The organism is Streptomyces sp. NPDC002868 (genome assembly GCF_055563295.1).
The window spans coordinates 617,627-639,152 of sequence record NZ_JBVHDR010000002.1 but is presented as its reverse complement, the minus strand read 5'-3'; the positions used below and the strand labels follow the sequence as shown (position 1 = coordinate 639,152).

The 21,526-nt window shown below is 70.4% G+C and carries 19 protein-coding genes; 15 read left to right on the top strand and 4 right to left on the bottom strand.

Features of this window, described 5'->3' with window-relative positions; genetic code table 11:
* Window positions 1-123 precede the first annotated feature (123 nt).
* The 12 genes from ACZ3H8_RS08850 (at window position 124) to ACZ3H8_RS08795 (ending at window position 14,315) form a co-directional block, all read left to right on the top strand.
* Complete coding sequence (locus ACZ3H8_RS08850; RefSeq protein WP_467399184.1) at window positions 124-1,449, top strand: DUF6716 putative glycosyltransferase; 1,326 nt, start codon at window positions 124-126, stop codon at window positions 1,447-1,449.
* A gap of 50 nt (window positions 1,450-1,499) precedes the next feature.
* Window positions 1,500-2,807, top strand: a complete 1,308-nt coding sequence (locus tag ACZ3H8_RS08845; protein WP_467399182.1) for a cytidylyltransferase domain-containing protein — start codon at window positions 1,500-1,502, stop codon at window positions 2,805-2,807.
* Window positions 2,808-2,820: 13 nt separating this feature from the next.
* Window positions 2,821-3,744, top strand: a complete 924-nt coding sequence (locus ACZ3H8_RS08840) for an N-acetylneuraminate synthase family protein (protein ID WP_307661529.1) — start codon at window positions 2,821-2,823, stop codon at window positions 3,742-3,744.
* Between the two features lie 105 nt (window positions 3,745-3,849).
* A complete protein-coding gene (locus tag ACZ3H8_RS08835) occupies window positions 3,850-4,932 on the top strand; it encodes a hypothetical protein (protein ID WP_467399178.1) in 1,083 nt (360 codons plus the stop codon).
* Between the two features lie 166 nt (window positions 4,933-5,098).
* Window positions 5,099-6,322, top strand: a complete 1,224-nt coding sequence (locus tag ACZ3H8_RS08830; protein WP_398993459.1) for an amidohydrolase — start codon at window positions 5,099-5,101, stop codon at window positions 6,320-6,322.
* Window positions 6,323-6,804: 482 nt separating this feature from the next.
* Window positions 6,805-7,851, top strand: coding sequence for a BMP family lipoprotein (locus ACZ3H8_RS08825; protein ID WP_467399175.1), 1,047 nt, complete (start codon window positions 6,805-6,807; stop codon window positions 7,849-7,851).
* Window positions 7,852-8,030: 179 nt separating this feature from the next.
* Window positions 8,031-9,623 (top strand): ABC transporter ATP-binding protein, encoded by a 1,593-nt coding sequence (locus ACZ3H8_RS08820; RefSeq protein ID WP_467399172.1) that lies wholly within the window; start codon window positions 8,031-8,033, stop codon window positions 9,621-9,623.
* Window positions 9,620-10,726 carry an ABC transporter permease gene (locus tag ACZ3H8_RS08815; protein WP_467399170.1) on the top strand — a complete coding sequence of 369 codons (1,107 nt, stop codon included), beginning with the start codon at window positions 9,620-9,622 and terminating at the stop codon, window positions 10,724-10,726. The genes ACZ3H8_RS08820 and ACZ3H8_RS08815 overlap by 4 nt, the downstream gene beginning before the upstream one ends.
* A 94-nt stretch (window positions 10,727-10,820) precedes the next feature.
* Window positions 10,821-12,086 carry an ABC transporter permease gene (locus ACZ3H8_RS08810; RefSeq protein WP_467399168.1) on the top strand — a complete coding sequence of 422 codons (1,266 nt, stop codon included), beginning with the start codon at window positions 10,821-10,823 and terminating at the stop codon, window positions 12,084-12,086.
* A complete protein-coding gene (locus ACZ3H8_RS08805; protein WP_398993447.1) occupies window positions 12,083-12,484 on the top strand; it encodes a cytidine deaminase in 402 nt (133 codons plus the stop codon). The genes ACZ3H8_RS08810 and ACZ3H8_RS08805 overlap by 4 nt, the downstream gene beginning before the upstream one ends.
* A gap of 105 nt (window positions 12,485-12,589) precedes the next feature.
* A complete protein-coding gene (locus ACZ3H8_RS08800) occupies window positions 12,590-13,867 on the top strand; it encodes a thymidine phosphorylase (RefSeq protein WP_467399164.1) in 1,278 nt (425 codons plus the stop codon).
* Between the two features lie 154 nt (window positions 13,868-14,021).
* The gene (locus ACZ3H8_RS08795) at window positions 14,022-14,315 is read left to right on the top strand and encodes an STAS domain-containing protein (protein WP_307661519.1); all 294 of its coding nucleotides are present in this window, start codon (window positions 14,022-14,024) and stop codon (window positions 14,313-14,315) included.
* Between the two features lie 244 nt (window positions 14,316-14,559).
* Here ACZ3H8_RS08795 and ACZ3H8_RS08790 read toward each other — a convergent pair whose 3' ends face one another.
* The 3 genes from ACZ3H8_RS08790 to ACZ3H8_RS08780 form a co-directional block, all read right to left on the bottom strand.
* Window positions 14,560-15,558 carry a sigma-70 family RNA polymerase sigma factor gene (locus ACZ3H8_RS08790; RefSeq protein WP_467399161.1) on the bottom strand — a complete coding sequence of 333 codons (999 nt, stop codon included), beginning with the start codon at window positions 15,556-15,558 and terminating at the stop codon, window positions 14,560-14,562.
* A 67-nt stretch (window positions 15,559-15,625) separates the two neighbouring features.
* Entirely contained in the window at window positions 15,626-16,294 is a 669-nt protein-coding gene (locus ACZ3H8_RS08785) for a L,D-transpeptidase family protein (RefSeq protein ID WP_398993518.1), read from the bottom strand.
* A gap of 158 nt (window positions 16,295-16,452) precedes the next feature.
* Window positions 16,453-17,721: an MFS transporter gene (locus ACZ3H8_RS08780; protein WP_467399159.1), complete on the bottom strand. Its 1,269-nt coding sequence runs from the start codon at window positions 17,719-17,721 to the stop codon at window positions 16,453-16,455.
* 62 nt (window positions 17,722-17,783) lie between these two features.
* Here ACZ3H8_RS08780 and ACZ3H8_RS08775 point away from each other — a divergent pair, with 62 nt between their 5' ends.
* The gene (locus ACZ3H8_RS08775; protein WP_307661516.1) at window positions 17,784-18,737 is read left to right on the top strand and encodes a LysR family transcriptional regulator; all 954 of its coding nucleotides are present in this window, start codon (window positions 17,784-17,786) and stop codon (window positions 18,735-18,737) included.
* A gap of 5 nt (window positions 18,738-18,742) precedes the next feature.
* Here the strand turns inward: ACZ3H8_RS08775 and ACZ3H8_RS08770 are convergent, their stop codons facing one another.
* Window positions 18,743-19,423: an alpha/beta hydrolase gene (locus ACZ3H8_RS08770; RefSeq protein ID WP_467399963.1), complete on the bottom strand. Its 681-nt coding sequence runs from the start codon at window positions 19,421-19,423 to the stop codon at window positions 18,743-18,745.
* Between the two features lie 295 nt (window positions 19,424-19,718).
* Here ACZ3H8_RS08770 and ACZ3H8_RS08765 point away from each other — a divergent pair, with 295 nt between their 5' ends.
* Entirely contained in the window at window positions 19,719-20,873 is a 1,155-nt protein-coding gene (locus ACZ3H8_RS08765) for an adenosine deaminase (RefSeq protein ID WP_467399156.1), read from the top strand.
* Between the two features lie 125 nt (window positions 20,874-20,998).
* Window positions 20,999-21,379 carry an ATP-binding protein gene (locus tag ACZ3H8_RS08760; RefSeq protein WP_467399154.1) on the top strand — a complete coding sequence of 127 codons (381 nt, stop codon included), beginning with the start codon at window positions 20,999-21,001 and terminating at the stop codon, window positions 21,377-21,379.
* Window positions 21,380-21,526: the final 147 nt, after the last annotated feature.

Genomic DNA, 21,526 nt, shown 5'->3' with positions numbered 1-21,526 from the left:
AGGGCGGCGAGTCCGTTAACCAGCTTGATTCATGGGCATTTTCGCCAACCGTAGACGCGCTGTTAACCAGCTGTTGTGGTCGAGTTGGGCCGTCAAACGGAATGCCTTTCTAACGTCCTCGGCGTGCCATCAAGTACAAGCGAGGCCGTACGGGTCGCCGTACTCGCCGACTCCGACACCCGGTGGAAATGGGGCGCGCTCACCGCGCGTCGTATCGCCCCCGCCGACGCCCCGGACTCCATCGAGCTGAGCGGCTTTCTGCTGCGCGGCCGGGCCACTCCCACGGCCCGCCAGCTCGCCGAAGTCAAAGTGCGCGCCGACGAGCTGCGCGAGGTGACCGGGAACGAGTTCCTGCGGGCGATGAAGGACGAGCCGTACGACGTGGTCGTGCTCTCCCTCGTCGGCGGCGCCGTCCAGGCCATGCTGCACGGGCTCGCCGCGCTGGCGCTGCCCCGCAGGCCCGTCGTCGTCACCGGCTATGTCGGCGTCGTCTACGAGAAGCTCGCCGACGGCCTGCTGCTGCGGCACGGCGCGGACGTCGTCCTCGCCAACTCACGGCACGACGCGGACCGGTTCCGCGCGGTGTACGAGGGCGTGGGCGCCGACGCCTCGTCCGTCACCGAGGCCGCGCTGCCGTTCCTCGGCGGCGCGCCCTACGAGGCCGCGGACGACCGCGACACCGTCGTCTTCGCCGCTCAGCCCTCCGTGCCCGAGTCCCGCGCCCACCGCACCTATCTGCTGCGGCGCCTGGTCGAGCACGCCAGGCTCCATCCGCACCGCGAGGTGCTGCTGAAGCTGCGCTCCAAGCCCGGCGAGCACACCACGCACCTCGAAGAGGTGCCGTACCAGAAGCTCGCCGACAAGCTGCCCGGCGGACTGCCGCCGAACTTCAAGCTGGTCTACGGGCACATGGGCGAGGTCCTCGACCGCACCGACCTGCTGGTGACGGTCTCCTCGACGGCCGCCCTGGAGTCCCTGCACCGGCGCATCCCCACCGCGGTCCTCAGCGACCTGGGTGTGCGCGAGGCGCTCGGCAACCACCACTTCCTCGGCTCCGGGCTGCTGACCTCCTGGGACAGCCTGGACGGCGGCCACCGGCCCGCCCCCGACCCGGACTGGCTGGCGGTGCAGGGCGTCGCCGCGGACGGTACGTACGAAACGGCCTTCGACGCCGCCCGCAAGCGCGTCGCCGAACTGCTCGAGCAGCCCGAGCTCCCGCCGATCGCGCCGTACTACACGCCCGCCACCGCGCCCGGCTATCTGCCCGGCATCCTCGCCCGCCACCACCTGGCCCCCGACGGCACCCCGCGGCCGGGCGCGGCCCCGAAGGCAGAGGCCACCGGCATACGGCGTGTGGTGCGCGACGCCATGCGGAACGCGGCGCGCGGCGCGTACCGCCACGGCGTGCAGCGCGTCGCCCCCGTCATCCGCCGGATGGGCGAGCTGTGACCCCCGCCGCCCCGGGCGCCTCCCCTCAACTCCCGTACTCAGGAGCACAGATGACCGTTCTCGCCGTGATTCCCGCCCGTGGCGGCTCCAAGGGCGTACCGGCAAAGAACCTGGCCCCCGTCGGCGGCGTGCCGCTCGTCGCACGCGCCGTCCGCGAGAGCCTCGCCGCCCGCCTGGTCACCGATGTCGTGGTCTCCACAGACGACCCGGACATCGCGTCGGCGGCGCGCGGCGCGGGCGCCGAAGTGGTGCTGCGGCCGGCCGCGATCGCCGGAGACACCGCCACCAGCGAGGCGGCGGTGCTGCACGCGATGGACGCGCACGAGGCAATGCACGGCGCGCCCGTGGACGTGGTCCTGCTCGTCCAGTGCACCAGCCCCTTCCTGACGCGCGCCGACGTCGAGGGTGTCGCCGCCGCGGTCATCGAGGACGGCGCGGACAGCGCGGTCACCGTGGCCCCCTTCCACGGCTTCGTCTGGCGCGAGCAGGGCTGCGACTCCGGCGCCGAGCAGCCCGCCACGGCGGCCATCGGCGCCCAGCGCGTCGGCGGCTCCACGGCCGTGCTCCTCGAGGCCGCCCCGGCCTGCGGACACGGCGTCAACCACGACGAGTCCTTCCGGCCGCGCCGCCAGGACCGGCCGCAGGACTTCCTGGAGACGGGAGCCGCGTACGCGATGTCCGCCACCGGTTTCCGCGAGGCCGGGCACCGCTTCTTCGGCCGCACCGCGCTGGTGCGTACCGACCCCGCCCGCGTCCTCGAGGTCGACGACCCGCACGACCTCGCCAGGGCCCGCGCGCTCGCCCCGCTGCTCGACACCTCCGCGCTGCCCACGCGCGACGACGTCGACGCCGTCGTCCTGGACTTCGACGGCACCCAGACCGACGACCGCGTGTACATCGACGCGGACGGGCACGAAACCGTCGCCGTGCACCGTGGCGACGGCCTCGGCATCGCGCATCTGCGCAAGGCAGGCCTGGAACTGCTCATCCTGTCCACCGAGCAGAACCCGGTCGTCGCCGCCCGCGGCCGCAAGCTCCAGATCCCCGTCCTGCACGGCATCGACCGCAAGGACCTCGCACTGAAGCAGTGGTGCGAGGAGCGCGGAGTCGCGCCGGACCGGGTGCTCTACGTCGGCAACGACGTCAACGACCTTCCGTGCTTCAACCTCGTCGGCTGGCCCGTGGCCGTCGCGAGTGCGCACGGCTCCGTACGTGCCGCAGCGCGTGCCGTCACTGCCACGCGCGGCGGCGAGGGGGCGATCCGCGAGATCGCCTCCTGGCTCCTCGGCCCGACTCTCAACACCCCTGCGAACACCCCCGACACCCCTGCCACCTCCCACAACTCCCCCGAGAAGTAAGGAACGACCCCTCATGAGCACGTCCCGTCTGCGCACCCTCGGCACCAAGACCGCGGGCCCCGGTCACCCCGTCTACGTCACGGGTGAGATCGGCATCAACCACAACGGCGACCTGAACAACGCCTTTGCGCTCATCGATGCCGCCGCCGACGCCGGCTGTGACGCGGTCAAGTTCCAAAAGCGCACCCCGGAGATCTGCACCCCGCGCGACCAGTGGGACATCGAGCGCGACACCCCCTGGGGCCGGATGACGTACATCGACTACCGCCACCGTGTGGAGTTCGGTGAGGACGAGTACCGCCAGATCGACGCGCACTGCAAGAAGCGCGGCATCGACTGGTTCGCGTCCCCGTGGGACACCGAGGCCGTCGCCTTCCTGGAGAAGTTCGACGTCCCCGCCCACAAGGTCGCCTCCGCGTCACTCACCGACGACGAGCTGCTGCGCGCCCTGCGTGCCACCGGCAAGACCGTCATCCTCTCCACCGGCATGTCCACGCCGAGGCAGATCCGGCACGCGGTCGAGGTGCTCGGCAGCGACAACATCCTGCTCTGCCACGCCACGTCGACGTACCCGGCGAAGGCGGAGGAGCTCAACCTCCGTGTCATCAACACCCTCCAGGGCGAGTACCCGAACGTCCCGATCGGCTACAGCGGCCACGAGACCGGCCTGCAGACCACCCTCGCCGCGGTAGCCCTCGGTGCCGCCTTCGTCGAGCGCCACATCACCCTCGACCGTGCCATGTGGGGCTCCGACCAGGCCGCCTCCGTCGAGCCGGGCGGCCTGCAGCGCCTGGTCCGCGACATCCGCACCATCGAGACCGCGCTCGGCGACGGCGTCAAGAAGGTCTACGAGTCCGAGCTCGCCCCGATGAAGAAGCTGCGCCGCGTCGCGGGCGTCGTCGCCGAGGGCGGCGACCGCGAGCCGGCCCAGGTCTGACAGGTCTGGCGCCGTGCTGTGCCTCCCCGGGGGCGGGCCCCCGGACCCCCTGTCCCACCAGCAGGCCAGCGGGCTGGCCGACCCGGCACCACGAGGTGAAAATCGGTGAACCTCGCCTTTGTCGAGAGTCCGGTCCAGCTCCTGAACGTCCTGGAGTGGGCCCACGCACAGCACGGTGCGCCGCTGACCGGTGTCCCGACCCAGCCGGCAGGCCCGGCGGGCACGGCACGGACCGGCGCCGCCGATCTCACGGTGGTCGTTCTGTCGCCCACCGACCCCATGTCGCGGGGCCAGCTGCGCCGCATGGCGGAGCTGGCCCGCGACGAGGGGCACACGGTGCGCTGGCAGGAGGCGCGCGGCCGGGCGGGCGCGCCGCTGAAGACGGTGCGCGAGCTGGCCCCGCTGCTGCATCGCGCGGAGCGCATCGTCATCGGGGACCCGTTCTCCCGCTACGTACAGCTGCTGCTGACGCTGGTCGGCAGCAAGGATCTGACCGTGGTCGACGACGGCACCGCCACCATGGAGTTCGTGGCACAGCTCGCGCGCGGCGAGAAGCTGGTGCGCTGGCACCGGCGCGGCAGGCGGGGGCCGCGCGAGCTGGTCCTCGCGCCGGTCACCTTCCTGGCCCGCCGCCGGCTCACCCCGTCGCGCAGCCGCGATGTCGAGGTCTTCACCTCGATGCCGGTCGAGCCGCCGCAGGGGATCACGGTCACGCCGAACCGGTTCGGCTGGACCCGCTCCAGGTTCGGTCCGCCCAAGATCACTCGGGGCGCGGACCTGGTCGGGACGTCGCTGGTGGAGACGGGGGTGGTCGACCCGGACCAGTATGTGGAGGCGGTCGCGGCCCTGGCCCGTACGCACGGCGCCACCCGCTACTTCGCGCACCGCCGCGAGAGCTCGGAAAAGCTCCACCGCCTCGCTGTCGAGACGGGCCTGGAGATAGTGCGCCCGGACCTGCCGCTGGAGCTGATCGCCCGCCGCGGCCCGATAGGGGCCACGGTCCTCAGCTTCCCCTCGACCGTGGTGCACACCCTGCCGCTCGCCCTGGTGGGCACCGGAATCAGGGTCGCGGTCTGCGACATAGCTCCCGAATGGCTCAGGGACAGCGCCTCCCCACGGGCCCAGGGGTTCCTGGCGGGGGTCACGGGGACGGCTCAGGATGTGCAGCGGCTGCCCGCACCCGCCTGAAGGCCTGATCTGCCGGGCGGGAAGAAGGAGTGAGTGAGTTTACCCACATGGATGGACAACCATGCACCTCGGGGCCGTCTTTCCTTCCCCTATCGGGCTGAACTTTTGTTGATCAGTGGCCAGTTGGACCCCACCTGGGCTTACTCTTCAACAGGTGAACCAACTCATGTCCCCCGAGTCAGACGCCGACCTGCGCGGGGAAGCCGCACTGCCCGGCACGCTGTCCGAACCGCTGCGCGCCGAGCTGATTGCCTTCCGCCGCGACCTGCACATGCACCCGGAGCTCGGCAACCAGGAGTTCCGTACCACCGCCGCGCTCAAGGCCCGCCTGGAGCAGGCCGGCCTCTCGCCGCGGGTGCTCGCCATCGGCACCGGACTCGTCTGTGACATCGGGACCTGGGACGGGGTACGTCCGCTGTTCGCAATCCGCGCCGACATCGACGCGCTGCCCATCCCCGACACCAAGACCGGGGTGCCCTACCGCTCCACCGTCCCCGACCGCGCCCACGCGTGCGGGCACGATGTGCACACCACCACGGTCCTCGGCGCCGGGCTCGTCCTCGCCGAGCTCGACCGGCAGGGCCTGCTCCCGCAGCCGGTCCGGCTGATCTTCCAGCCCGCGGAGGAAGTGCTGCCGGGCGGCGCGCCCGACGCCATCGAGTCCGGTGTGCTGGACGGCGTCGGCAAGATCATCGGGGTGCACTGCGACCCCAGGGTCGACGCGGGCGTCATCGGGCTGCGGTCCGGACCCATCACCTCCGCCTGCGACCGGCTGGAGGTCACGCTCGACGGCCCCGGCGGCCACACGGCTCGCCCGCATCTGACCACCGACCTGGTCACCGCGGCCGCGAACGTCGTCACCGAGGTCCCGGCCCTGCTCGCCCGCCGCGTCGACGCGCGCTCCGGCCTCGCCATCACCTGGGGCCGTATCGAGGCGGGCCACGCCTGCAATGTCATCCCGCAGCACGCCGAACTGTCCGGAACTGTTCGCTGCCTCGACCTGCCGGGCTGGCGCGCGGCCCCCGACCTGGTGCACGCGGCCATCGACGAGATCGCCACGCTGCACCGGGCCAAGTCGCAGGTCAACTACATCCGCGGGGTCCCGCCGGTGGTCAACGACCCGGTGGTGACCGAGCTGCTGCGCGACGCGCAGACCGCGCGCCGGGGATCGTACGCAATCGAGGACACCGAGCAGAGCCTGGGCGGCGAGGACTTCTCCTGGTACCTGGAGCATGTGCCCGGCGCGATGGCGCGACTGGGCGTGCGTACGCCGGGTGACACGACCCGGCGCGATCTGCACCGCGGCGACTTCGACGCCGACGAGCGCGCGATCGAGGTCGGTGTCGAGCTGTTCACGGCCGCGGCCCTGATCGACGGGCTCCCCGCCTGAGCCGAAAAGGGCGCAAGGCGCCCGTGATTCCGCGGGTGCCTTCCCTTGTTCCGGCGAGCGGAAGCGGCCGGGCCGGCGCACTGCGACACAGCGAATCGTCCCCGATTCCAGCTGGGTGAAAGTCGAGGTTCTGCGCGTTCCCACTTGCTGAACCCTTTTGCGGGAGCCGCTCTGCGGAATAGGGAATTCCGCTCATTCGCCGTGCCCGGATGTCGCGAAGGCGGGACGGCCCCGGCCCGATACGGGTAACTTCCGGTGACGGCGTGATGTGCTTCACGTAGCGATACGTGTCCGGAATATGGATCATGTGAAGTATGTGAGCTCTATGGAAGAATGTCGGCCATGCGTAACCGCCAAGTCCGCCACGCGTCGATCCGATAACGACTGATGAACGGGTCTTTAACTGACATCTACGCGCGTTACGATCGCCGCGAACGCAGCGCCGGAAGTGGCGCTTTCGGCCAGGTCTAAGGAGCCTTTCCGTGCGCCGGATCACCAGGATCGCCACCGTGGGCATCGCCTCCGCGGCTCTCGCACTGTCCGCCACCGCGTGTGGCGGCAAATCGTCTTCCGAGGCTGGCTCGGACAACGCCGCCACCGCCGCCATCGCCTACGACATCGGCGGCCGTGGCGACCAGTCCTTCAACGACGCCGCCTACGCCGGTCTTGAGAAGGCCGAGAAGGACCTCGGCATCAAGGGAACCGAAGCCGAGCCCAGCGAGGGTGAGGGCGACCCGGACAAGGTCCAGCGCCTCACCGAGCTGGCCCGGGCCGGCAACAACCCCGTGATCGGCGTCGGCTTCGCCTACGCTCCGGCCATCGCGGAGGTCGCGCCGAAGTTCCCGAAGACCACCTTCGGTCTCATCGACGACACCTCGAAGACCGGCAAGAACATCGCCAACCTGGTCTTCAACGAGGAGCAGGGCTCCTACCTGGCCGGTGTCGCCGCCGCCAAGGTGACCAAGTCCAACACCGTCGGCTTCATCGGCGGTGTCGAGACCCCGCTGATCAAGAAGTTCGAGGCGGGCTTCGTCCAGGGCGTCAAGGACACCAACAAGAACGTCAACGTCAAGGTCCAGTACCTGACGCAGCCGCCGGACTTCGGTGGCTTCTCCAAGCCCGACCTGGGCAAGGCCGCCGCGCAGGGCCAGCTCGACGCGGGCGCCGACGTGATCTACGCCGCCGCCGGTCTCGCCGGCTCGGGCTCGATCGAGGCCGCGGCCAAGGCCAAGAAGTGGGCCATCGGCGTCGACTCGGACCAGTACAACCAGAAGGGTCTGGCGCCCTACAAGGAGTCCATCCTCACCTCGGTGACCAAGGACGTCTCGGACTCCGTCTTCAACCTGATCAAGTCGGTCAAGGACGGCAAGCCGCAGTCCGGTGAGGTCCGTTACGGCCTCGCCAAGGACGGTGTGGGCCTGGCCGCCTCCAACCCGGCCTACACCAAGCTGACCGACGTGACCGCCGCGGTCGACAAGGCCAAGGCCGACATCATCGCCGGCAAGATCAAGGTCAAGACCGCTCCGTAACCGCGCGGCCCGGAACCGAAGGTCCGCGGGTCCGGAAGGACGGCGAACAGCCGCCCTCCGGACCCCGGGCCGGCTTCCGGCCACGGGTTTTCCATATTCGCCGGTGCTACGCGCGTAGATAGCTCTCTGACGCGGTAACTTCGCCCCGCCCCCTGCCCCCAGCCCGTCCGCCTGCCCCCATGCTCCTTTCCCGCCAAGGAGAGTGCGTCATCAACGCGTCCAGCCCTCCTGCCGCCGTAGAACTGCGCGGCATCACCAAGCGCTTCCCCGGCGTCGTCGCCAACCACGACATCGACATCACCGTCGGCAAGGGCACCGTCCATGCCCTCGTCGGTGAGAACGGTGCCGGCAAGTCGACCCTTATGAAGATCCTCTACGGCATGCAGAAGCCGGACGAGGGCACCATCACCATCGAGGGCGACCACGTCACCTTCTCCAGCCCGGCCGACGCCATCGCGCGCGGCATCGGCATGGTCCACCAGCACTTCATGCTGGCCGACAACCTCACCGTCCTGGAGAACGTGGTTCTCGGCGGCGAGAAGCTGTACGGCATCGGCGCCCGGGCCCGTAGGAAGATCAAGGAGATCTCGGACGCGTACGGGCTGAACATCCGCCCTGACGTCCTGGTCGAGCAGCTCGGCGTCGCCGACCGCCAGCGGGTGGAGATCCTCAAGGTCCTCTACCGCGGCGCCCGCATCCTCATCCTCGACGAGCCGACCGCCGTGCTCGTCCCGCAGGAGGTCGACGCGCTCTTCGACAATCTGCGCGAGCTCAAGGCCGAGGGCCTGACCGTCATCTTCATCTCGCACAAGCTGGGCGAGGTCCTGTCGGTCGCCGACGAGATCACGGTGATCCGCCGCGGCACGACGGTCGGCACCGCCGACCCCCGCACCACCACCACGAAGCAGCTCGCCGAGCTGATGGTCGGCAGCGAACTGCCCTCGCCGGAGACTCGTGAGTCGACGGTGACGGATGTGCCGATGCTGCGGGTCTCGGACCTCAGGCTGACCGTGACCGACCCCGACGGCGTCATCCGCGAAGTGCTCGCCGGGATCACCTTCACCATTCACAAGGGTGAGGTCATGGGCATCGCCGGTGTCGAGGGCAACGGCCAGACCGAGCTCATCGAGGCCCTGATGGGCATGCGCGACCCCGACGGCGGTGTGATCACCCTCGACGACACCGACATCTCGCACGCGCCGACCCGCAAGCGCCGCGAGGACGGCATCGGCTACATCCCCGAGGACCGCCACCGGCACGGTCTGCTGCTGGAGTCCCCGCTCTGGGAGAACCGCATCCTCGGCCATGTCACCGAGCGCCCCAACAGCAAGAAGGGCCTGCTCGACCTCAAGGGCGCCCGCGCCGACACCGAGCGGATCGTCCGCGAGTACGACGTCCGCACCCCCGGTATCGAGGTCACCGCGGCATCCCTGTCCGGCGGCAACCAGCAGAAGCTGATCGTCGGCCGCGAGATGAGCCACGCGCCGAAGCTGCTGATCGCCGCCCACCCCACCCGTGGTGTGGACGTCGGCGCGCAGGCGGCGATCTGGGACCAGATCCGTGAGGCGCGCCGGGAGGGCCTCGCGGTGCTGCTGATCTCCGCCGACCTGGACGAGCTCATCGGGCTCTCCGACACCCTGCGGGTGATGTACCGGGGCCGGCTGGTCGCGGACGCCGACCCCGCCGCGATCACCCCGGAGGAGCTGGGCTCGGCCATGACCGGCGCCGCCACCGGCCACCTTGAGCACGACGAGAACGGTGAGGGCCGATGAAGAAGTTCGACAAAGACCGGCTGATCCTGGGTCTCGCCGGCCCGGCGCTCGCCCTGGTCGTGGCCTTCGCGCTCACCTCGGTGGTGCTGCTCGTCTCGAACCGGAATCCGGTCGAGCCGTACCAGCTGATGTGGGAGAACGCCGAGTACACCGACGTTCAGGTACTGATCCTCAATCAGGCGGGTACGTACTACCTCGCCGCCCTGGCCGTCGCCATCGGCTTCCGGATGAACCTGTTCAACATCGGTGTGGACGGCCAGTACCGCCTCGCGGCGATGCTCGCGGCGGTCGTCGGCGCGTCCGTGGAGCTGCCAGGACCGCTCCACATCCTGCTGATCGTGCTTGTCGCCATGTTCGTCGGCGCCTTCTGGGCCGGAATCGCGGGCATCCTGAAGACCACCCGCGGGGTCAGCGAGGTCGTCTCCACGATCATGCTCAATGCGATCGCCACCAGCCTGATCGCGTGGATGATCCTGCCGGCCAACCTCGGGGTGCAGCCGGAGGGTTCCAACGACCTGACGACGGGTGAGATCTCCGAGTCCGGCTGGTTCCCGGGCGTGGATGTCGACGGCGGAGTCATCTACGGCTTCACCTTCGTCGCCTTCGCGCTCGGCATCGTCTACTGGTTCGTGCTCAACCGCACCCGCTTCGGCTTCGACCTGCGCGCCACCGGCGCCAGCGAGTCCGCCGCCCAGGCGAGCGGCGTCGACGCCAAGAAGATGGTCCTGACCGCCATGCTGATCTCCGGCGCGGTCGCGGGTCTGTCCGGTCTGCCGCTGCTGCTGGGCCAGACCCACACGTACAGCCTGAGCTTCCCGGTCGGTGTCGGCTTCACCGGCATCACCATCGCCCTGCTCGGCCGCAACAACCCGGTCGGCATCTTCTTCGCCGCTCTGCTCATCGCCTTCCTGGAGAAGACGTCGGCCTCGCTGGACCAGCACGGCTACGAGAAGGAGATCGCCACGATCATGCAGGGCCTGATCGTGATCTCGGTCGTCGTGTCCTATGAACTCGTCCGCCAGTACGGGCTCCGCCGTCAGCAGCAGAAGGTCGGCGAGGAGCTTGCCGCCCAGGCCCGCAAGAACAAGGAGGTCGTTCTGTGAGCGACGCACGCGAGGCCGCCGGGCCGCAGACGGAGACGAAGGCCGCACCGCTGCGCCGAGCGGGCGGAGAAGCGAATGAAAGGAGGGAGGCCGCATGAGTACGAGCACCGTCTCGATGGCGAGCACCGCGCCCAAGAAGGGCGGCGGACGCCGCAAGCTGTCCCTGCCGGTCATCATGCTGATCATCGCGGCCGGCCTCGCGCTGTTCTCGCTGGTGCGTGTGATCAGCGGCGCGAACGACCTCACCTCCGTCGGCCAGGTCGCCGGCGCCCTCCAGCTGGCCGTGCCGATCGGTCTCGCGGGACTCGGCGGTCTGTGGGCGGAGCGGGCCGGTGTGATCAACATCGGCCTCGAGGGCATGATGATCCTCGGCACCTGGTTCGGTGCCTGGGCGGGCTACCAGTGGGGTCCGTGGACCGGTGTCCTGATGGGCATCGTCGGCGGCGCGCTCGGTGGCCTGCTGCACGCGGTCATCACGGTGACGTTCAACGTCAACCACATCGTCTCCGGTGTGGCCATCAACATCCTGGCCGTGGGCGTCACCCGCTATCTGTCGAACTTCACCTTCGCCAATGCCGAGGGCGGCTCGTCCAAGCAGTCCCCGCGCATCGACCAGATCACGGAAATCACCATCCCGGGACTCTCGGACTGGCTGGCGGACGTCCAGGCCAGACACTGGTTCTTCATCTCCGACCTGGCCGGTGTCCTCGGCGGTCTGGTGACCAACCTGTCGCTGCTGACGGTCCTGGCGATCCTGCTGATCCCGGGCACCTGGTGGGTGCTGTGGCGTACGTCCTTCGGTCTGCGGCTGCGTTCCTGCGGTGAGAACCCGGTCGCCGCCGAGTCCCTCGGCGTCAACGTCTACAAGTACAAGTACATCGCCGTCGTCGTCTCCGGAGGTCTGGCCGGTCTCGGCGGCGCCTTCCTCGCCATCGTGTCCACCGGCATCTACCAGGAGGGCCAGACCGGCGGCCGCGGCTACATCGGTCTCGCCGCGATGATCTTCGGCAACTGGATGCCGGGCGGCATGGCGCTGGGCGCCGGACTCTTCGGCTTCACCGACGGCCTCAAGCTGCGCGGCGGCGCCCAGAACGTCCACGCGATGCTGCTTCTGCTGGCGATCCTGCTGGTGGTGGTCGTGATCTGGCAGCTGTACAAGAAGAAGTACCTGCAGGCCGTGATCGCCGCGGCCGTGTCCGCTCTGCTGTTCACCTGGTACTCGCTGACCGACGCGCTGCCGAGCCAGTTCGTGGACGCCGCGCCGTACGTCACCACGCTGCTGGTCCTGGCGCTGTCCGCGCAACGCCTGCGGCCGCCCAAGGCCGACGGCATGCCGTACCGCAAGGGCGAGGGCAAGTGACCGCCGCCGCCCGGGAAGTCGACTGGGGCGCTCTGCGCGAGCGGGCGCGCGAGGCCATGTCGCATGCGTACGCCCCCTACTCGGGCTTCCCGGTCGGCGTGGCCGCGCTCGTCGACGACGGCCGTACGGTCGTCGGCTGCAACGTCGAGAACGCCTCGTACGGCCTGAGCCTGTGCGCGGAGTGCGGTCTGGTCTCCGCGCTCCAGGCCACCGGCGGCGGCCGGCTGACCCACTTCACCTGCGTGGACGGCCGGGGCGAGATCCTGGTGCCGTGCGGCAGGTGCCGGCAGCTGCTGTTCGAATTCGGCGGCCCCGAGCTGCTGCTGCAGACCCCGGAAGGGGTGCTCCCGCTCTCCGAGATGCTGCCGCAGGCCTTCGGGCCCGGGCATCTGCGCTAGCCCCTCGGCCTCCCGCTCCGGCGGGAGGCCGTTTTCCCTACTCTCTATGCGTGCAGAGGCGCGTAGAGCGCACATTGCGCGTACAGCGCACACTGGAGGACTCCCATGGACGCCATCTCCGTCATCCGGACCAAGCGGGACCGGGGCGAGCTGAGCCCCGAGCAGATCGACTGGGTCATCGACGCGTACACCCGCGGCGAGGTCGCCGACGAGCAGATGTCGGCGCTGGCGATGGCGATCCTGCTGAACGGCATGAACCGTACGGAGATCGCCCGCTGGACTGCCGCGATGATCGCCTCCGGTGAGCGCATGAACTTCGACGCGCTGTCCCGCCCCACCGCCGACAAGCACTCCACCGGTGGCGTCGGCGACAAGATCACGCTGCCGCTCGCGCCCCTGGTGGCCGCATGCGGCGCCGCCGTACCGCAGCTGTCCGGACGCGGCCTCGGCCACACCGGCGGCACCCTCGACAAGCTGGAGTCCATCCCCGGCTGGCGCGCGCTGCTGTCCAACGAGGAGATGCTGCACGTCCTGGACTCCACCGGCGCCGTGATCTGCGCGGCGGGCGACGGACTCGCCCCGGCGGACAAGAAGCTGTACGCGCTGCGCGATGTCACCGGCACCGTCGAGGCGATCCCGCTCATCGCCTCGTCGATCATGTCCAAGAAGATCGCCGAGGGCACCGGCTCGCTGGTCCTGGACGTCAAGGTCGGCACCGGCGCGTTCATGAAGACCATCGAGGACGCCCGCGAACTGGCTTCCACCATGGTCGCGTTGGGCACCGACAGCGGTGTGAAGACCGTCGCGCTGCTCACCGACATGTCCACCCCGCTCGGCCTCACGGCGGGCAACGCGCTCGAGGTCCGCGAGTCCGTCGAGGTGCTGGCGGGCGGCGGCCCCCAGGACGTCATCGACCTCACCGTGGCCCTCGCCCAGGAGATGCTCGCCGCGGCCGGCATCAAGGACGCCGACCCGGCGAAGGCACTCGCCGACGGCTCCGCCATGGACGTCTGGCGCCGCATGATCGCCGCGCAGGGCGGGGACCCGGACGCCGAGCTCCCGGTCGCCCGCGAGCAGCACGTGATCACCGCCCCGTCGTCGGGTGTCCTCACCCGCCTCGACGCGTACGACATCGGCGTCGCGGCCTGGCGCCTGGGCGCGGGCCGCGCCCGCAAGGAGGACCCGGTCCAGGCGGGCGCGGGCGTCGAACTCCACGCCAAGCCCGGCGAGCCGGTGACCGCGGGCCAGCGCCTGCTGACCCTGCACACGGACACCCCGGAGAAGTTCGAGTACGCCCTGAAGTCCCTGGCGGGCGCGTTCGACATCGCCTCGTCGGACACGGAGTTCACCCAGAACCCGATCGTGCTGGACCGCATCGCCTGACGCGGCCCCCCGACGGGCAGGCCGATGAGAATCGGCCTGCCCCGCGGTCCACAGAGCAGGGACATATCTGCCACCGCGACCGGACGGGACGTGAGCCATGCGCCGCAGACTGGGTACGGCGATGAGTTCCGCCCGCAGGGGCAGTCTGCTCCGCGTGGACGCCACACAACCGATCGTCGTGCGCATCGCCGGGAGAGTGACCCCGGCCGATGTGCCGTGCCTGTGCGAGGAGTTGAGCGTGCGGCTCACCGGTGCCGGGGCCACCGAGGCGATCTGTGACGTCGGCGGGCTCACCCATCCCAACCTCGCCGCCGTCAACGCCGTCGCCCGCCTCCAGCTCACCGCCCGCCGGCTGGGCTGCCGATTCCGGCTGCGCGATGCCGGGCCCGAGCTGGTGGCGCTGCTGGACCTGGTCGGTCTGGGCGAGGTCGCCAAGGGCGTGTTTTAGAAGTCCCTCCCCCAGAGCTTCGCCTGGGAGGTGCCCCCAGCCCCGCGACGCCTGGCACGCACTCCCCCAGCTACCGCTGGGAGGTGCCCCCACGCGACGTTGTCGGAGTCGCCCAAGTACGTCCAGTACGAGGGCGATCTCCCCCAGACTTCGTCCGGGGGTGCCCCCACCGCCTTGCGATTGCACGCACCAGACGCCGCAGGGCCCGCCCTTCGGGCGGACGGCGCTACTTCTCAATCACGCCCTAGCTCTCGGGCGCGCCCTCCTTGTCCAGCCGGGGCGGCAGGTCGAACAGCGGGAACCAGCGCTTGGTGTCCAGGAAGAAGTCCATCCCGCCGACCCTGCCGTCCGAGATCTCCAGCACGATCAGTGCCCACGGCTCGTACCCGTCGCCGGACTGGCTCGGGTGGTAGTGCGCGAAGGCCGGCGAGCCGTTCGCCACGGTCGGCACCAGCTTCGAGCCGCGGCAGACCTCGCCGACGCCGAGCATCCAGCCCACTATGTCGTCATGGCCGCGCAGCCACAGGTCGTACGGCGGCATCGACATCGTCGCGTCCTCGTGCAGCAACGCGGTCAGCGCCTTCATGTCGTAGCCCTCGAAGGCCGCGACATAGCGCTCCAGGAGCTTTTGCTGCTCCTCGTCCAGCGGGTCGGCCGAATCGGTCGAGGCCGGCTCCGATTCGGCGAGCGTCGCCCGCGCCCGCTGCAACGCGCTGTTGACCGAGGCGACCGTGGTGCCGAGCAGCTCGGCCACCTCGCTCGCCTTCCAGGCCAGCACCTCGCGCAGGATCAGCACCGCACGCTGCTTGGGCGGCAGGTGCTGCAGCGCGGCGACGAACGCCAGCCGGATGGTCTCCCGCTCCACCGCCGTCTCCGCCGGGTCGGCGGCAGACGGCAGCACCCGCCCGTCCGGCACCGGCTCCAGCCAGGTGATCTCCGGGCGGGAGGTGAGCTGTGCCTGGGCCACCGGCGTGGCAGCCGTGAGGTCCATCGGGCGGGCCCGGCGGTTGCCGGCGTGGAGCATGTCCAGACAGACGTTCGTCGCGATGCGGTAGAGCCATGACCGCAGCGACGACCGCCCCTCGAACTTCTCGAAGTTCCGCCAGGCCCGCACCATGGTGTCCTGGACGGCGTCCTCCGCCTCGAAGGCCGAGCCCAGCATGCGGTAGCAGTAGCCGGTCAGCTCCCGTCGGTGCTGCTCCAGCCTGGAATCCAGATCCTGCGTCGCTGCCAGATCACTCATCGGGTCCACCCCTGTCGCCCTTGGCACCAGCCGTTCGGAACCTACAGGAGGGGACTGACAATGCGGATCAGGTTCCGGGCTTGCGCCCGTAGACGTAGACGTCGTCGCCGTTCTTCAGCAGATTCCAGTATGCCTTCGCGTCCGCGGGGCGCATATTGACGCAACCGCCGGAGCCGGGCGGGTTGTACATCGACTTCGTGGTGGAGTGGAAGGCCTGGCCGCGGTCGAAGAACTGCGAATACGGCATCCGCACGTTGTAGAGCGTCGACCAGTGGTTGATGCTGCGCCAGTAGATCTTCTTCGCACCGGTCCGGGTCTCGGTGCCGTTCTTGCCCGTACGCACCGGCACCGGTCCGTATTTGAGGTGCTTGCCGTCCTGGATCCAGGTCAGCTGGCGGGTCAGGTCGACGCAGGCGATACGGCCCTTGTTCGTCGGGCACTTGCCCGCCTTGTTCGGAGTCTTTCCGGCTGCCCGCTGCGCGAGCATCGTGCTCATGGTGCGCCAGGTCACCGGCCCCGCGTAGCCGATGGTCGGGGTTATGCCGTGCTTGGCCTGGAAGGCGCGGATGGCCTTGCAGTCGGCAGTCGACTGCTTCCCGTCCACCGGGCGTCCCAGGAACTTCTCGACCTGCTTCTGGTACGGCCCCGTGGACGTCGTGCACGACGCGGCGTGCGCGGTCCCGCTGCCCAGTGCCACGGTCAGCGGGACCACCAGGCCGGTCAGTCCGAGCACGATGCCCGCCCGCCCACGTATGCCGCGCGTCCGTCTTGTCCCTTGTGTCCCGCCTGTGTCTGCCACAGCCACCAACTCCCCTTTGTGCACTACGCGATTGCGATCGCTCAGTGTTTGACGCTCGTCGGGGAGCAGGAGTTGCACGGATCCGGTGCGGAATCTCAGTGGCGGGCCGCCGCCAGGACCAGCCGGTGCTCGGCCCTGGCCACCCGCGTCCCGTACAGCGTGATCGATACGACGCCGAGGACCGCGAGCAGGCCCAGCACGACCGTGCCCGCCCAGCCGCCGGAGTGGAAGGCGACCGCGCCGAGCGTGCCGCCCGCGCTGCTGCCGAGGTAGTACGCCGACTGGTAGAGCGCCGACGCCTGGGCGCGGCCCGTCCTGGCCGTACGGCTCACCGAGGACGAGGCGACCGCGTGGCCGGCGAAGAAGCCCGCGGTGATCAGCACCAGGCCGAGCAGCACTGCGGCCAGCGACTGTGCAAGCGACAGCAGCAGGCCGCCCGCGGTGGTGGTGACCGCGAGATACAGCGCGCCGCGGCGGCCGAGGCGGGCAACGAGCTTGCCGGCCGCGGCGGAGGAGACCGTACCGACCAGGTAGACCAGGAAGATCGAGCCGACGATGCCCTGGGGGAGGCTGAAGGGGGCCTCGACAAGCCGGTAGCCGATCACCGTGTAGACCGCGCCGAAGACGGTCATGAACAGTGCGCCGATCGCGTACAGCCGCAGCAGCAGCGGGTCGGCGAGATGGCCGCGTACGGTCTTCGCCAGCGTGCGCGGGTTCAGCGAACCGGGCGTGAAATGACGGGCCTTGGGAAGCATCGCGCGGAAGACCAGCGCGCACACCACTGCCATCAGGCCGACCGCGGCGAGCGCCGCGCGCCAGCCCCACAGCTGGGCCACCCAGCCGGTGACGATCCGGCCGCTCATGCCACCGATGCTGTTACCCGCCACGAACAGGCCGATCGCGGCGACCAGCGCCTTGGGCCGCACCTCCTCCGCGAGATACGCCATCGCCGACGCCGGCAGCCCGGCGAGCGCAGCGCCCTGCACGGCGCGCAGCGCCACCAGCCACTCCAGGCTCGGCGCGAACGGCACCAGCAGCCCGACCACGACGGCGACCGCGAGCGAGGCGGTCATCACGGTGCGTCGCCCGTACCGCTCGGAGAGGGCGCTCATCGGCAGCACGCACAGGGCCAGCGCGCCCGTCGCGGCGGAGACCGTCCAGCTGGCGGCGCTCGCGCTCACGCCGAAGTCGGCGGAGACGGCGGGCAGCAGCGCCTGCGTGGAGTAGAGGAGGGCGAAGGTGGCGACACCGGCGGCGAAGAGCGCGAAGCTCATGCGGCGGTAGCCGGGGGAGGAAGGGGCGAGGCGATGGTCGGAGTCGGCGCCCACAGCGGTGGCGGGCGCCTTGGTACTGGCAGGAGGCATGCATCGAACGTAAGACTTGGTATTTCATGCGTCCAATGCATGGAATGGCGATAATCGTTCCCATGGTGCATCAACACAGCTCACAGCCGCGGCTGTCACCGAGCAGTTACGAAGAAGACATCACGCTGCTGCTCGCTCCGCGCCTGGCGTACTTCGCCGGAGTGGCCCGCCAGGAGCATGTGACCCGTGCGGCGCAGGAGATGGGCGTCCCGCAGTCGACGCTGTCGCGGGCGATCGTGCGGCTCGAGGAGGATCTGGGGGTCGTGCTGTTCGCCCGCAAGGGCCGTACGGTGTCGCTGACGCCGGCCGGCCGGACCTTCCTCACCTCCGTGGAGCGGGCGCTCGCGGAGGTGGAGCGGGCGGCGGAGTCGGTGCAGGCGGACGCGGATCCGGCGGCGGGGAAGGTGGCCTTCGGCTTTCTGCACACGATGGGCTCGGAGACCGTGCCGGGGCTGATCCGGGCGTTCCGGGCGGATCATCCGCGTATCCGCTTCACCCTCGTCCAGAACTACGGCGAGGCCATGATCGAGCGCCTGCGCGCCGGCGACCTCGACCTCTGTCTGACCTCGCCGGTCCCGGACGCGCCCGACCTGGTCGCCCGCCGCCTGGACGAGCAGCGGCTGCGCCTCGTCGTGCCGGACGACCACCGCCTCGCCGCCCGCAAGCGGATCCGCCTCGCCGAGGCGGCCGACGAAACCTTCGTCACTCTCGAACCCGGCTACGGCCTGCGGCGGATCACCGACGACCTGTGCGCGGAGGCGGGCTTCACGCCTCGCGTGGCCTTCGAGGGCGAGGAGGCGGAAACCCTGCGAGGCCTGGTCGCGGCGGGCCTGGGCGTGGCACTGCTCCCACCCCCGGCGGTGGCGCGCCCGGGCGTCGTCGAACTGACGGTGACGGCGCCGCGCGCGGTCCGCGAAATCGGCGTCGCCTGGCTGGACGGCCATCCGGACACTGCCCCGGTGGCGGAGTTCAAACGGTTCCTGCTGTCACGCCGGGGCCACCTGCTGCCGGACTGACCCGCCTACCGCCGCAGCGACCGCCCGAATCCTCCCGCCAGCGGCATCCGCAGACCCAGCGGCGGCGGGGCGGCGAGCGCGTCCGCCACCGGACGGGCGTAGGCACGCGTGAACAGCGCGCCCAGGACGAAGTCCGACGCCAGGGCCTGGACTTCGCCCTGGTGTTCGCGCAGCGCGTGGCCGTCCGAGTGGACCTCGAAGCGGCAGGTGTCGCGGTTCGTCTTCTTGGCTCGCTCCGCCAACCGGTAGGACAGCTCCGGGTCCGTACGCGCGTCGTTCGTACCGTGCACGATCAGGACCTGGCGTCCCGCCAGCTGCTTCACCGGCTCCGGGGCGGCGGCCACATCGTCCTCCGGTAGCCAAGGCGCCAGCGCCAGCACGGAGTTGACCGCCGGATGGCCCGCCGCGTGGAGTGCCGCGCGGCCCCCCATGCCGTGGCCCGCGAGACAGACGGGGACGTCGCCGTAGCGGCGTACGACCTCCTCCACCGCCCAGGTCGCGTCCGCCGCGAGGTGCGCGTCCGGGCCGTTCCAGCCGCGGCAGCGGTAGCGGACCGTATGCACGAACAGGCCGTCCTCGCGGCCGGCCCTGGCCAGCGTGCGGCCGAGCGGCAGCGCCGCGGCGTACGACAGCGCCGAGGGCCTGCGTGCCGACTCGGGCTCGCCGTCCGGCAGGATCAGCACCACGCCGCCCACGGCGGAGTCGGCTCCCAGCGCGCGACCGCCGGCCGCACGGCCGAGACGGGCGCACGGCGGCGTCCGGGTCCCTCGCGCTCCCCTTGCCACGGTCGCCTCGCGGCGGGTGTCCGCTCCGCCGGCCGCCTCGGCCGGACGCCCCCACCACAGGGGCAGTGCGTGGTGTGCCATGGCAGAACAGTCTCAGAAGCGCAGGTGTACTCCACCCGTCCGCACGGTCACTGTTACGTATCGACAGGGGGTGTAGGGGGGCGCCCTCTACGCGCGTAGGGGCTAGAGTGCGCAGATGACGAGCCAGACCCTCAACACGCCCACCGCGGACCAGGTCCGCCGCGCTCCGAAGGTGCTCCTCCACGACCACCTCGACGGCGGGCTGCGTCCGGGCACGATCATCGAACTCGCCCGCGAAACGGGCTATGAAGCGCTTCCCGAGCACGAGCCCGACAAGCTCGGCATCTGGTTCCACGAGGCCGCCGACTCCGGCTCGCTGGAGCGCTACCTGGAGACCTTCGCGCACACCTGCGCCGTCATGCAGACCCGTGACGCCCTCTTCCGGGTAGCCGCCGAGTGCGCGGAAGACCTCGCCGAGGACGGCGTCGTCTACGCCGAGGTGCGGTACGCCCCCGAGCAGCACCTGGAGGCGGGACTCACGCTCGAGGAGGTCGTCGAAGCCGTCAACGAGGGCTTCCGCGAGGGCGAGCGGCTGGCCCGCGCGAGCGGCCACCGCATCCGCGTCGGCGCCCTGCTGACCGCGATGCGGCACGCCGCCCGTGCCCTGGAGATCGCCGAACTCGCCAACCGCTACCGCGACTCGGGCGTCGTCGGCTTCGACATCGCCGGCGCCGAGGCCGGCTTCCCGCCCACCCGCCATCTCGACGCCTTCGAGTACATGAAGAGGGAGAACAACCACTTCACGATTCACGCGGGCGAGGCCTTCGGACTGCCGTCCATCTGGCAGGCGCTCCAGTGGTGCGGCGCGGACCGCCTCGGGCACGGGGTACGGATCATCGACGACATCGAGGTCGCCGACGACGGCAGCGTGAGGCTCGGGCGGCTCGCCGCGTACGTAAGGGACAAGCGCATCCCGCTGGAGCTCTGCCCGACCTCCAATCTGCAGACCGGGGCTGCCGCCTCGTACGCCGAACACCCCATCGGGCTGTTGCGCAGACTGCACTTCAGGGCCACGGTCAACACCGACAACCGGCTGATGAGCGGCACCAGCATGAGCCGCGAATTCGAGCTGCTGACCGAGACCTTCGGATACACGCTCGACGACATGCAGTGGTTCACCGTCAATGCGATGAAGTCGGCGTTCATTCCTTTCGATGAACGACTGGCGATGATCAATGACGTGATCAAGCCGGGATACGCCGAATTGAAATCCGAATGGCTGTTTCGGCAGACCGCCACGACCAGCGATTCTTCCTTCGGCGAGAGCTGATCGCCGATGCGCCGAAGCGGCCGGGATCGTCAACACTCGGCCGCTTCGTGGTGTTTGCGGCCGCCGCGCGGGGCTGGCTAGCTTGCAGGGCCGCTCAATATTCCCGTCCCAAGGACTCATCACTGATGAAGCAGTCTGCTGCCAAGACTCTCGGCATCGCCGCTCTCGGCGCCGCCTTCGCTGCTGCCGCCGCGGGCACTGCCTCCGCCGCGCCGACCGCGCTCCCCGACTCCGCCACCTCGCTGGACACGGTCACCAGCATCCTGCCGGTCCAGGACGCCGTCACGAAGCTCCCGGCCGCCCCCGAGTCGCTGGCGGGCGGTCAGCAGGCGCTCATCGGCAGCGCGACCACGCTGCCGGCCGCCGTCCAGGAGGCCGCCGCCAAGGGGCTGCCGACGACCGACCAGGCCGCCCCGGTCTCCAGCCTGCTCGGCGGCCTCCCGGTCGGCGGCGCGGCCGGTGGTCTGCCTGGTGGTCTGCCTGGTGGTCTGCCCGGCCTCGGCTGACGTCGGCTGACGTACGCCAACAAGTGTGGGGGGGGCCCCCCCCGGGGGGGGGGGGCCCCCCCCGGGGGGGGGGGGGGGGGGGGGGGGGGGGGGGGGTGAACCCCGGGGGGGGGGGGGGGGTGCGCCCGCGGCGGCCCCCCCCCCCGC